Below are 12,657 nucleotides of genomic sequence, written 5' to 3' on the forward strand. Positions count from 1 at the left end.
ACGCCGCGCATTGTGCGGCACGCCGCGGCGCTATTTCTCCTCTGGTGGAGCGGCGCTGTCGCCGGTGTCGGGCGGCGCCATCTCGCGCATCAGGCGGTCCACCGCTTCATCGTTCATCGGCTCGGCGGGCGCGAGCGCGGTTGGCGAGGTGCGCAGCCAGCGCGTGGTCTCGGGCAGCGCCATCACCAGTGCTGTCACGGTGGCGAGCACCGCCAGGTAAGGCGCCAGTGCCCGCGCTACGGCAGCCACCGGCGGGCGCGGCGCGACCTGTCCGCGTGCCAGCACCAGCGCATAGCCGAAAGGCGGCAGCAGGAAGCCGGCCTGCAGCACCAGCAGGGTCAGGGTGGCGATCCATGCGGCGTCGTCGAGCTGGGCGAGCACCGGCGGCATGACGATGGGCACGATGAGGAAGATCAGCTCGAAGGCGTCGAGAACGAAGGCGCAGGCCAGCAGCACGGCCAGCACCGCCATGAGTCCGACCATGGGGTGGCCCTGCAGCGACAGCATGAGCCGCGCGATCAGCCCGTCGGTGCCGAAGCCGCGCAACAGCAGCGAGAAAGTGGTGGCGGCCACCAGCAGCGCATACAGCGCGCCGGTGAGCGCCATCGCGTCGTCGAGCACCTGCCACAGCACCGCTCGCGTGAGCTGGCGCGACACCAGGCCCCAGCCGAGCAGCAGCACGCAGGCGGCGGCCGCGCCCTCGACCGCGCGCACCCTGCCCAGCGTGACCAGCACGAGCAAAGCGCCGATCAGCAGGGGCACGAGCAGCAGCGTCCAGCTCTCACGTGGCGCCATCGGTTCGCGCGGCGCTGCAGTGGCGGCGGGCTTGTTGCGCCGCGCGCCGAACCACGCGACTGCGAGCCAGCCGAGCAGCAGCGCCGCTGCTGGCACCAGCGCGGCCTGCAGGATGTCCTGCGTGTTGACGATGCGATTGGCGGTAGCGGTGGGCAGCGCCAGCGTGCGCGCCATGTTCACGCCCTCGGTGTGGGCGCGCAGCATCGCGTCGCCGAGCAGCAGAAGCACAAGCGATGGCGGCACGATCACGCCCAGCGTGCTGGTCACGGCCACGAGCGCGGTGCGTTGTGCCGCGGGCAGGCCTTCGGCTGCCCAGCCCTTGCCGGCCGTGCGCGCCAGCGTCAGCAGGCTGGCGCCGACCGAGCCGTTCATCGGCGCGAGCATCAGGCCCAGCACCATGCCGGCCAGCTCCGATGCGGCGCGCGGCGCGACGAAAGCCAGCGCCTTGCGCAAGCCGTTGTACAGGTGCTCGGCCATCGCCAGCCGGTTGAGCAGCGCGCCCACCAGTGCATAGAGCGCCAGCGCCTGAAGCAGGTCGTGCTCCAGCAGGCCGACGATGCGCCACGGCAGGTTCTGCAGCAGCGCCGCATCGAACGCGCCCAGCGCCAGCCCGGCCACAGCGCCCAGCGTGCACACGCCCAGCAGCACGGCATAAGTCGGCCAGCCGGTGGTCATCATCAGCGCCAGGGCCAGCGCGAGCAGGGCGAGTCCGAGCCAGGCCATTCAGTGCCCGCGTGGATGGCGCAGTTCGCGCAGGAGATCGAGCGCGCTCTGCACCGCCAGCAACACCGCGAGCAGCAGCAGCGCCACCTTGATCATGAAATAGCCGGGGTTGAAAGTGTCGGGGAACAGCTCGAACGCGGCCACCGAGCGCCACACCGGCACCGTGGCCGTCACGATCAGGAACAGCGCCCACGGCAGCACGCACAGCGCCGCGCCGATGCGGCGCAGCCGCGCAAAGCGCCCGCTGGTGTCGGCAGCCAGGTCGGGCCGCGCCACGAGGTGCGCGCCGCGGCGCCCGGCGTGCCGCAGCGCCACGGCCACGTACAGCGCGAACAGCCACTGCGCAAGGTCGTTGGCCTGCGTGGGGCCATTGCCCGAGCCGGCCAGGTCGCGCAGCGGCCATTGGGCGAACAGCAGCAGGGCGATTGCGATGGCAAAGGGCATCGCCGCGCGGTCGATCCAGTCGAGCCAGCGCGGGGCCGGCGGCGGGGGAGGGGCTGGAAGATCGGCAGATGGCGGCGTCATGCGACGCCGATAGTCTTCCCGGAACCTGACCACCACCTGCGGCCGCGCGGGTCATTGCTTGCGCGGTGCAGCATGCCGGTGCCATCATCCGCGCCATGCAAACAGTCGCCTCCATCCTTTGGCGCAGGCTCGATGTACCGGGCCACGACGCCTGCCGTCTAGAACGCAATGCCTCGGCCTGGCAACTCGATGGCGCGGCCGTGTTCCGACAGGAAGACGGCCGCATCGGCCAACTGCACTACCGCGTGCGCTGCGACCTGCACTGGCACACCCAATGGGGCACCGTGCGCGGCTGGCTGGGCGACGTGGCCGTCGATCTGTCGATTGCCCGCGACCCGCGTGGCCACTGGAAGCTCAACGACGAGGCGGTGCCCGACCTGTCGCACTGCGTCGATCTCGACCTGGGCTTCACGCCTGCAACCAACCTGCTGCAGTTGCGACGGCTCAACCTGGCGAAGGGCGAGGGCGCCGATGCTCCGGCGGCCTGGGTCGATCTGGATGGTGGTGGCGTGCTGAGCGAACTGGCGCAGCGCTACGAGCGGCGTAGCGAGAGCGAATATGCCTACGAGGCCAAGCGCTTCGACTATGCGGCGACGTTGAGCGTGACGGAAGACGGCTTCGTGCGCGACTACCCGAGGCTCTGGGTCGCCGAGAAGTAATCAGTCGAACTGTGAGCGGTCGCCCGCGACCAGTTCGCGATTGCGCCGTCGATCAACCGCTATCTCGTGCGCGAAATCGTCGGTGCCACCACCAGCCGGCAGGTTGTAGGCCCCACGCAGCCGCGCACGCACCACACTGCTGTCCAGCACACGATTGATCTCCGCATTGAGCCGCTGCACCACCGCCACCGGCGTGCGCGCAGGCGCGAAGATGCCGAAGAGCGAATCGCGGTTCGCCTTCTCGAAGCCCAGCTCCGCGAGCGTGGGCACCGCTGGCAGTGCCTCGATGCGTGCAGGCGCGCCGACTGCAAGCGCCTGGAAGCGCCCGCCTTCGATGTACTGAAGCTGCTGCGCCGCGACGTTGGTCGACAGCACCTCGAACTGTCCGCTCAGCGCATCGTTGAGTTGAGGCCCGCCGCCCTGGTAGGGGATGTGCGTGATGTCGGTGCGGCTCTGCACGCGCACCTGCGCCAGCACCAGGTGGCCGATGGTCGCCACGCCCGAGGTGGCCCAGCGCACCTCGCCCGGCTGCCGGCGTGCCTGCGCGATCAGCTGGCCAAAGCCGTGCCCTGTGAAGGCCGGCGTGCCCACCACCAGCACCGGTGTGCGCATCACGCTGGCCACGGGCACGAAGGCGCGCTGCGGGTCGTAGGGCACGCGCGCCAGCAGCGGGTGCAGCGTGAGCGGGCTGATGGCGGAGAAGGCCAGTGTGCAGCCGTCGGGCGTGGCGCGCGCGAGCGCATCCATGCCGAGACTGCCGCCCGCGCCGGGACGGTTCTCGATCAGCACCGGCACGCCCAGCGACTGCGCCAGAGGCTCCGCCAGCACGCGTGCCATGCCGTCGCTCACGCCGCCGGGCGGGTAGACCACGATCAGGCGCACCGGGCGGCTCGGCCATGGCGCGGCATGCGACACCTCCGGCAGTGCGCACATCGCCGCCGCGAGCACGCCGCCCGCGCGCTGGATGAAATGACGACGCCGCAGCAAGCTCATGACCCAGGATTTTCGACAGCCAACCTGCGCAGCAGCTCCGCGAAATGCTGCGCGGGCAGGTTGTCTTCCTCTACGCGCGACACCAGTGTGAGCGGCGCATCGAGCTGGCCGCCATCGGCCAGCCGCGCATAGGCGATGGCGTGTGCGTGCACGCCGGTCATCGAGGCCGGCACCACCGACAGGCCGACACCGGCGGCCACTAGGTTCAGGTTGGTCATCATGCGATCGACTTCGGCCACCACGCGCGGGCGCAGGCCCTTGGCGTGGCACAGCGCTAGCAGGTCGGCATAGAGGCCGGGCGCGCCGGGGCGGCGCACGAGGATGATGCCTTCCTCGCACAGCTTCGCGAGCAGTAGCGGGCGCGAGGCCTTGTTGCGGCCGAGGGCAAAGCGATGGTCGCTGGGCATGGCGACGAGCACCGGTTCGCGCAGCAGCGTCTCGAACACCAGCCCCTCGGGCCGCGCGACCGGCACGCGCAACAGGCCGCAGTGCAGTCGGCCCGCGGCCAGCGCCTCGGTGAGTTCGGCGGCGTTGTCTTCGCGCAGCTGAAGCTCCACCGCCGGGTACGCCCGGCGGAACTCGCGCAGCGCCTCGGGCATGAAGCGGTGCGCCGCGGCCGAACTGGTGAAGCCGACTGCGAGCGTGCCGGCCTGGCCCTTGGCTACACGCACCATGCGCTGCTTCATGGCGTCCATGTCCTGCAGCATGCGCAGCGCCTCGGTCTGAAAGAGGCGGCCCGCGTCGGTGAGGGCCACGCCGCGCGGATGGCGGCGAAACAGCAGCACACCCAGCTCGCGTTCCAGCGCCTTGATCTGCTGGCTGAGCGGCGGCTGCTGGATGCCCAGTTGCTCGGCCGCGCGTGTCATGTGGCCGGTCTCCGCGACGGCGGCGAAGTAGCGCAGTGCCCGTATGTCCATATTTTTTTCGTATGAAGAGTGCCTTGTTATTTTATTTGACCCTAAGTCACCCTGAATCTATCGTCCGGCCGCCTATTCAAAAAGCGGCCCACCGAGGCCGCATGCCGGAGACAAATCCATGCGCACAACGCGCCCCGCCTCGATGTTTCGTGCCGTCGTTTCCGCGATCGGTATTGCGCTGATCCTTGCCGCCTGTGGTGGCGGCGGTGGGGGAGGCGGCGGTGCCGGCTTCCTCCCGATCCTGCCCACAACCCCGCCCGCCAGCGACGGCAATAACCCGCCCGCCGACAACCCGCCGGACGGCCCGCCCGACAACCCGCCGCCCCCGCCCGTGCAGCCGGTCGTCTCCTGTGCCGACCTGTCGGGCAAGAGCCTGCCCGCCTCGCTCATCAGCCTGCCCACGCAAGGCGCCACCGTCACCAGTGCCACGCCCGTGGCCGCGGGCGACGTGGGCAACACGCTCGGCGACTACTGCCGCGTGCGCGGCACCATCCAGCCGGTGGACCCCGCTTCGCAGGTCATCAACTTCGCGGTGAACCTGCCCGAGAAGTGGAACCAGAAGACCATCCACTTCGGCGGCGGCGGCTTCGACGGCGTGCTCATCGACGGCACCGAGGTCATCCGCTTCGGCCCCGCCGACAAGCCCGCGCCGCTGGCGCTGGGCTATGCCACCTACGGCGACGACTCGGGCCACCAGTCGGGCAGCATCACCGACGGCAAGTTCGCGGCCAACGACGAGCAGCTTGCCAACTACGGCGGCCTCTCGCTCAAGAAGACGCGCGACGTGGCGCAGGCGCTGGTGCTCGCGCGCTACGGCATGGCGCCCAAGCACGCCTACTTTCTCGGCACCTCGACCGGCGGGCGCGACGCGCTGAGCTACATCCAGCGCTGGCCGCTGGACTACGACGGCGTGATCGCCAACGAACCCGCGCTCAACTACACCGGCACGCGCCTGTCGAACGTGGCCGTGGGCCGCGCCCTGTACCGCAACGGCGGCGTGGGCTGGATGAACGTGACCAAGACGCTGCTGGTGCAGAAGACCGTGATGAACGCCTGCGACAAGCTCGACGGCGCAGCCGACAACCTCATCAGCAACGTGGAGAGCTGCCGCCTGCTGAACACGCAGATCCTGGCCTCGCTGCGCTGCCCCGGTGGCACGGACACGGGCAACACCTGCCTGTCGGACGCGCAGCTCGACACCGTGCGCGCCATCGAGAACCCGCTGGACTTCACGACCTACTCGCTGGCCAACGGCGTGAAGCGCGCGGGCGGCTACAACATCCTCGAAGGCACGCTGGTGGCCGGCCCGTACACCACGCGCGACCTCGGCACGCGCGCCGTGCCGGGCAACCCGGCCACCTCGCTGGACGCCAACATGTACGTCACCGGCGACCAGTGGGTGAAGTACTTCGTCACGCGCATCGACGCCTTCGATTCGCTCACCTTCGACCCACTCGACCCGGGCGCCTACACCGCGCGAGTGACGGCGGTATCGAACCTCACGGACGCGACCAATCCCAACCTGGCGCCGTTCTTCGGCCATGGCGGCCGGCTCATCATGCTGCACGGGCTGGCCGACGAGGTGATCAGCAACAACTCGACCATCGACTATTACAAGCAGGTCGTCGCCACGCTGGGCCAGGCGGCGGTCGACCAGGGCATGCGCTTCTACACCGTGCCCGGCATGGGCCACGGCACCGGCAGCTTCATTCCCAACTGGGACTCGCTCGCCGCGCTCGAAGGCTGGGTGGAAGGCGGCCTCGCGCCCGCCACCGGCATCGCGGCCGACGCGGTGGCCGGCACCTATGGCCGCACGCGCCCGCTGTGCCGCTTTCCGGCATGGCCCAAGTACCGCGGCAGCGGCAGCCTGGACGCGGCCGTCAACTACAGCTGCGTGACCGAGGTCGGCGACCCGCTGGCCTGCCCGAACCTGCCCGCCTCCGTCACCAGCTACAAGGGCGGCAACAGCTTCGGCGAAGAGCTGCGCGTGCAGATCGACCCCGCCGCCATGACCTACGCCATAACCATCGACGCCAGCCTGCAGCGCACCGTGGGCACGCAGCGCACCGGCTCGCTCATTGCCGAGGGCAACTGCAGCTATTCGAGCGCCGAGAGCGGCGCGGTGTTCAGCTTCGGGCCCGGCGGCGTGGTGTCGGGCGGCGTGAATGCGCCCAGCGGCGGCGGCTTTGCGCCCCTGGTGGCGTTCCAGAACACCTTCGCGGCGGCGCCGGTGTCGGGCGACTTCAAGTCGGTGGCGAACATCTTCAACGCGGTGGGTGTGCAGCAGGGCACGGGCGGCACCAGCGCGCAGTCGCTGGCCGTGCGGCTGCGCAATGCGGGCACCTTCCAGTACTGCCGCGACCCCGTGTCGGGCGGCTTCATGATCTACGACGCCAACTGCACGCAGACCGAGAAGGGCTACGTCGCCTACAACACCACGCGCGCCTCGTTCGACCTGTTCACCACCTCGCCCACGGGCAGCGCCGTGACCACCGGCGGCACGCTCACCGGCTCGATGGTGATCGGCCTCGTCAACGGCGTGGCCGTGCCGGTGCACCTGGTGCGCGAGTCGGCCGCGAATGCGGGGCTGCGTGTGTTCGGCCTGCAGCAGAGCCTGACGCCCGGCACGGCCGACGGGAGCTATGCGCTGGTCAGTGTCAAGGGCGAGAACCACGATGCCACGGTGGCCGGCAACGGTCTCAATCTGGCGGGTGCTGCCGCGGTGCTGAGCTACGACGCGCCCGTGCTGGGCGTGGTGCAGGCCGATGCGGGCCGACCGGGCAATTTCATCTTCAACAGCGGCGTTCTCGCCTTCGTCTCCGACCCGGGAGCGAACGCGGCGCTCGAATTCGGAGTACGCCATTGAAAAAACGACTGTCCAGCCTCGCGGCATTCGCACTGATCGGCGCTGCGCCGATGTTGTCCGCGCATGCGGCGGCGACCGCACCCAAGGCCACCACCTGCCCCGCGCCGGTGCCTGAGGCCGCGCGCTGCTACACCGGTGAGGACGGCACGGGCGCCCTCTACTGGATCGCCATTCCGAAGGACTGGAACCGCGGCGTGCTCGTCATGCACGCCCACGGCGGCCCCGAGACCGGAGCGCCCAAGCTCGAGCGCAGCGCGGAAGACCTCAAGCGCTGGGCCGTCACCGTGAAGGCCGGCTACGCCTGGGCCGGTTCCACCTACCGACGCGGCGGCTACGGCGTGACCATGTCGGCCGAAGACACCGAGCGCCTGCGCCAGATCTTCGTGCGCCACTTCGGCCAGCCGCGCCGCACGCTGCTGCACGGGCAGAGCTACGGCGCGGGCGTGGCGGCGAAAGCGGCCGAGCTGTATGCGCCGGCCGGCGGCGCGAAGAGCCCGTACGACGGCCTGCTGCTGACCAGCGGCGTGCTCGGCGGCGGCAACAGCGCCTACGACTTCCGGCTCGACCTGCGCGTGGTGTACCAGTACGTCTGCCGCAACCACCCGCGCCCCGACGAGCCGCAGTACCCGCTGTGGATGGGCCTGCCGATGGACTCGAAGCTCACGCGTGCCGAACTTGCAGAACGCGTGAAGGCATGTACCGGCGTCGGCCTGCCCGCCGCGCAGCGCACGCCGGAGCAGGCGGCGAAACTGAAGACCATTCTTTCAGTCGTGAAGATCCAGGAGCGCTCGTTGGTAGGGCACCTCACATGGGCGACCTGGCTGTTCCAGGACCTGGTGCAGAAACGGCTGAACGGCCGCAACCCCTTCGGCAACATCGGCGTGGTCTACAGCGGCTCGGCCGACGACGCGGCGCTCAATGCCGGCGTGGCGCGCTACGCGGCCGACCCGCAGGCCAAGGGCGCACTGGCGGCCGACAGCCAGCCCACCGGCCGCACCGCGCTGCCCACCGTGGGCCTGCATGCCATCGACGACCCGACCGCTTTCGTCGAGCTGGAAAATTCCTATCGCCGCATCCGCGATGCGGCAGGCACCGGTGACCTGCTGGTGCAGAGCTTCAGCAACGAGCGCGAGCACAGCTACCTCAGCGATTCGGAATATCCCGCGCTCTTTGCCGCGCTGCTCGACTGGATCGACAAGGGCGAGAAGCCCACGCCCGAAAGCCTCGCGCAGCGCTGCAAATCGCTGATGCCTCGCTACGATGCCGACGGCAAGAACGGCTGCCACATCCAGCCCACGTGGCAGCCGCCCGCGCTCGAAAGCCGCGTGCCGTCACGCGCGTCCTGATCTACTTTTTTCATCCTCTTTTTTTCCAACGTCCCGGAGACTCCATGAAGAAATTGTTCGCCCTCGCGGCGATCGCCGCTGCCGCTGTCGCTGCCCACGCGCAGGACTTTCCGGGCAGCAAGCCCGTCACCATCGTCGTGCCCTTCGCGGCCGGCGGCCCGACCGACCGCGTGGCGCGCGACCTTGCCGAGGCGCTGCGCAAGCCGCTCGGCGGCAACACCGTCATCATCGACAACGTGCCTGGCGCCGGCAGCTCCATTGGCGCGGCCAAGGTGGCGCGCGCCGCACCCGACGGCTACACGCTGCTGCTGAACCACATCGCGATGGCAACCGTGCCGAGCCTGGTGCGCAACGTGCCGTTCAAGGTCGAGACCGACTTCGAATACCTGGGCATCGTCAACGACGTGCCGATGACGCTCATCTCCAAGCCCAGCATTCCCGCCAGCAACTACAAGGAACTGAGCACCTGGATCGCCGCCAACAAGGGCAAGATCAACATCGGCAACGCGGGCGTGGGCTCGGCCTCGCACCTGTGCGGCCTGCTGTACCAGAGCGCCACCAAGACCGAGATGACGCCCGTGCCCTACAAGGGCACCGCCCCGGCCATCACCGACCTGATCGGCGGCCAGATCGACCTGCTGTGCGACCAGACCACCAACACCACGCCGCAGATCCAGGCCGGTAAGGTAAAGGCCTTTGCCGTCACCACATCGAAGCGGCTTGCGCTGCCGATGCTGAAAGATTTGCCGACGCTCGACGAAGCCGGGCTGAAGAACTTCCAGGTCACCATCTGGCACGGTCTCTATGCGCCGAAGGGCACGCCTGCGCCGGTGCTGAAGAAGCTCAACGATGCGCTCAAGGTTGCGCTGAAAGACCCGGACTTCATCCATCGTGAAGAGCTGCTGGGCGCCGTGGTGGCTACTGATGGGCGCATCGAGCCGGCGGGTCACAAGAAGTTCGTGATCGAAGAGATCGCCAAGTGGACGCCTGTGATCAAGGCGGCTGGCGTCTACGCGGACTGAGGGCTGGCTCCCTTTCCTCGCTGCGGATGATCTGGTGCAGGGTGCGCAGCAGCACCTCCGGCTGAACCGGCTTGAACATCACGACCAGATCGCTGGCGTAAGCGGCACGCACACGCTCGGGGTCGGTATCGCCCGTGACCAGGATCGTGGGCACGCGACGGCCGGCAAGCTGGCGCAGTTCCGCGGTCGCCTGGATGCCGTCCTGCGGGTCAGCAAGCCGAAAGTCGACGATGAAAGCGTCGAAGTCTTCCGGCGTTGCCCGCACCTGTGCGCAGGCATCGGACAGCCGGGTGGTGATTTCGATGCGCTCGCAGTAGGGTGCCAGCCACATGCGCACCGCCTCACCCACAGGTTGCTCGTCGTCGAGCAGCAGTACGCGTGGCGGCACCAGCGGTAGCTCCGTGGTGTCGATCGCGGCGGGAGCGGGCGTCGCCGTGGGCGCGAGGGCCGGGGCTGCCGGTGCCGGTGGTCGGCGCGGCAGGTCGACCCAGAACACGCTGCCATGGTCCTGCCGGGAACGCACGCCGACTTCACCGCCGAGCAGGTCGACCAGGCGCTTGACGATGGCCAGCCCGATGCCCAGGCCACGCGCGACATCACGTTGCGGGTTGTCGACCTGGTAGAACTCGTCGAACACATGAGGCAGATGCTCGGGTGCGATGCCCAGGCCCGTGTCCCACACGGCCAGGCGCAAACGGTCGCCGCGTGGTCGCGCGCTCACAAGAATGCCGCCGTGCCGTGTGTACTTGAGGGCGTTGTCGACGAAGTTGGTCAGCACGCGCAGCAGCAGGTCGGCATCGGTTTTCAGCCATTCGGGCCCGGTATGGAACCGCAGCGAGAGCCCCGCCTGCTGGGCACGCGGCTCGAAGAGTTGCGACAGCCGCAGGAACAGCGGGTCCACGGCGATCTCCATGGGCTGGGGCACCACAGTGCCCGCATCGATCTTGGAGATGTCCAGCATCGCGTTGAGCAGGCCGCTCACTGCGTCGGTCGCCTGCACGACGCGGCCGGCCACGGGGGCAAGCGGGTGGTCCGCGAGGTCGCGCTCCAGCGAGCGCGAGAACAGCGCCAGTGCATGCACGGGTTGGCGCAGGTCATGGCTGGCTGACGCGAAAAACCGGCTGCGCTCGCGGTTGAGCCGCTGCAGCTCGAACGACTGGCGCAGCAGCTGCTCGCTCAGCAGTTCCTTGTCGATCTGGTCAGACAGGCTGCGCCGGATGAGCTGGTGCTGCGACAGTGCGTAGCGCGCCATCGAGCCGCCGAACAGCAGGCCGACCACGCAGGTGAACCAGCCGTCCGTGCCGCCCATCCACGCGAAGCGCGTCACCACGCCCAGCGTGAGAGGAATGGTGACCACGGGCACCATGGCGCGCCATGTGGCGATCACCGGCACCGAGCCCATCAGCACGGCGAACATGCCCAGCAGCAGTATCAGGATTCGCATGGGCGATTCCGTACCCGGCGGCATCAGCGCCCAGGGCGCCAGTGTCCACATGGACATGTAGGCACCCAGCGGGCACATGAAGCGCCACGCGCCGTCGGGCTGGCGCAAGGTGAACTCGGGCTCCGGGTACAGACGCGCGTTCCAGCGCATGAACACCAGCCTCAGGCCGAGCAGCGCGCAGATCACGAAGCCCCACATCAATGCGCCGAGGCCGCGGGTCATCCAGAAGAACACGCCGGCCATCGCGATGGCCGCGGCCAGCGCTGTGAGCACCGTGGGTGGGCCCATCACGAACATGCGGCGCAACAGGCGTTCGCGAACCAGCTGGGCATGGGAGTCGCCGGGGCCAGGCGGTGCATCTGCGCCTGTGATCGTGTTGCCTGGCGCGGATGAGGGTGAGCCCTGCGTACTCATGAAGGGCAGTGTAAGGGAGGCGATACGTGTGCAAGGCTTGCAGGAGTTCGTGCGGCGCGCTCCGGTGCTTTCAAGGTGCGCGTGCAACGACCATCCAGCAGGCGGCGGTCAGGCGCACTTCGTCGCCATGCACAAAAGGCTCGAAGGCGGCACGCACCGTGTCGATGACCCGTGCACGCATGCGCTCGTTCGCCTGCTGAAGCACATTGCCGACGGGGCCGAGCCGGCTCAGGTAGCCAAGCAGTTCTGTCTCGCGCATGGTGCAGGGCACGTCGATGGGCTGGATGTCGATGTCGGCCCAGCCGCTCTCTTCGAGGATGGCGTGGATCCGGCGCTTGTCGCCGAAGGCGAACTGGCCCGGCGCATCCGGCCGGCGGGCGGGGAGGTTCGGCAGCAGCGGCGCGGCGGCGCGCTCGGCGGTGGTCATGAACGGGTTTTCTGCCGCACTGCGCCAGGCGATGAAGCGCAGCTCGGCGTTGTCCCTTGCGGCAGTCCGCAGGTTGGCAAAGGCCCGCGCGGGGTCGTCGAAGAACATCACGCCGAAGCGCGACATGATGCTGTCGAAGCTCGCGGGCTCGAAGGCGTGGGTCTGCGCGTTGGCGCAGATGAAGCTTGCCGGCGAGCCTTCGCGCTCGGCGCGGCTGCGGGCGACGGCAATCATCGGCTCCGAGATGTCGATGCCGACGCAACCGCCTTCGGCGCCGTGCAGCCGTGCGAATGCGAGCGTGGTGCTGCCGGTGCCGCAGCCCACGTCTAGCACGAGGCTTCCCGGTCGGGCGGACGCAGCCTCGACGAGCAGGTCTTCGAAGGGCTGGAACAGGCGGTCGAGCGTTGCCTGCGTGTCGACCCAGGCGCGTCCGGCCGAGCCGTTCCAGAGCCTTGCCTGTTCGTCGCCGGCCTGCGGGGTGGTGTCGTCCATGGTCGTTTCCTTTGGCTTGCCTTCATGAGGCGGA

10 protein-coding genes are annotated in these 12,657 nt (G+C 69.0%); 4 read left to right on the forward strand and 6 right to left on the reverse strand.

The window, feature by feature from the left end; all coding sequences use genetic code 11:
• Positions 1-30 precede the first annotated feature (30 nt).
• Together BLV60_RS02060 and BLV60_RS02065 are read right to left on the reverse strand one after the other, a co-directional pair.
• The gene (locus BLV60_RS02060; RefSeq protein WP_093049087.1) at positions 31-1,518 is read right to left on the reverse strand and encodes a TRAP transporter large permease subunit; all 1,488 of its coding nucleotides are present in this window, start codon (positions 1,516-1,518) and stop codon (positions 31-33) included.
• Complete coding sequence (locus BLV60_RS02065; RefSeq protein WP_093049090.1) at positions 1,519-2,043, reverse strand: C4-dicarboxylate ABC transporter substrate-binding protein; 525 nt, start codon at positions 2,041-2,043, stop codon at positions 1,519-1,521.
• Positions 2,044-2,138: 95 nt separating this feature from the next.
• Here BLV60_RS02065 and BLV60_RS02070 point away from each other — a divergent pair, with 95 nt between their 5' ends.
• The gene (locus BLV60_RS02070) at positions 2,139-2,702 is read left to right on the forward strand and encodes a putative glycolipid-binding domain-containing protein (protein WP_093050349.1); all 564 of its coding nucleotides are present in this window, start codon (positions 2,139-2,141) and stop codon (positions 2,700-2,702) included.
• Here BLV60_RS02070 and BLV60_RS02075 read toward each other — a convergent pair whose 3' ends face one another.
• Together BLV60_RS02075 and BLV60_RS02080 are read right to left on the reverse strand one after the other, a co-directional pair.
• Positions 2,703-3,695 (reverse strand): Bug family tripartite tricarboxylate transporter substrate binding protein, encoded by a 993-nt coding sequence (locus tag BLV60_RS02075; RefSeq protein ID WP_093049093.1) that lies wholly within the window; start codon positions 3,693-3,695, stop codon positions 2,703-2,705.
• Complete coding sequence (locus BLV60_RS02080) at positions 3,692-4,612, reverse strand: LysR family transcriptional regulator (protein ID WP_093049096.1); 921 nt, start codon at positions 4,610-4,612, stop codon at positions 3,692-3,694. Before BLV60_RS02080 ends, BLV60_RS02075 begins: the two co-directional genes overlap by 4 nt.
• 118 nt (positions 4,613-4,730) lie before the next feature.
• Here BLV60_RS02080 and BLV60_RS02085 point away from each other — a divergent pair, with 118 nt between their 5' ends.
• The 3 genes from BLV60_RS02085 to BLV60_RS02095 are packed head-to-tail and all read left to right on the forward strand — an operon-like array spanning position 4,731 to position 9,846.
• Positions 4,731-7,478: a tannase/feruloyl esterase family alpha/beta hydrolase gene (locus tag BLV60_RS02085; protein WP_093049099.1), complete on the forward strand. Its 2,748-nt coding sequence runs from the start codon at positions 4,731-4,733 to the stop codon at positions 7,476-7,478.
• 50 nt (positions 7,479-7,528) lie between these two features.
• Positions 7,529-8,824: an alpha/beta hydrolase family protein gene (locus BLV60_RS02090; protein WP_371127344.1), complete on the forward strand. Its 1,296-nt coding sequence runs from the start codon at positions 7,529-7,531 to the stop codon at positions 8,822-8,824.
• A 44-nt stretch (positions 8,825-8,868) separates the two neighbouring features.
• Positions 8,869-9,846 carry a tripartite tricarboxylate transporter substrate-binding protein gene (locus tag BLV60_RS02095; protein WP_093049105.1) on the forward strand — a complete coding sequence of 326 codons (978 nt, stop codon included), beginning with the start codon at positions 8,869-8,871 and terminating at the stop codon, positions 9,844-9,846.
• Here BLV60_RS02095 and BLV60_RS02100 read toward each other — a convergent pair.
• Together BLV60_RS02100 and BLV60_RS02105 are read right to left on the reverse strand one after the other, a co-directional pair.
• A complete protein-coding gene (locus BLV60_RS02100; protein ID WP_093049108.1) occupies positions 9,818-11,704 on the reverse strand; it encodes an ATP-binding response regulator in 1,887 nt (628 codons plus the stop codon). The genes BLV60_RS02095 and BLV60_RS02100 overlap by 29 nt on opposite strands.
• Positions 11,705-11,774: 70 nt before the next feature.
• Positions 11,775-12,623 (reverse strand): class I SAM-dependent methyltransferase, encoded by an 849-nt coding sequence (locus tag BLV60_RS02105; protein WP_093049111.1) that lies wholly within the window; start codon positions 12,621-12,623, stop codon positions 11,775-11,777.
• Positions 12,624-12,657 lie beyond the last annotated feature (34 nt).

It is taken from the genome of Variovorax sp. YR634, assembly GCF_900106655.1.
In the GTDB taxonomy this organism is placed as follows: domain Bacteria; phylum Pseudomonadota; class Gammaproteobacteria; order Burkholderiales; family Burkholderiaceae_C; genus Variovorax.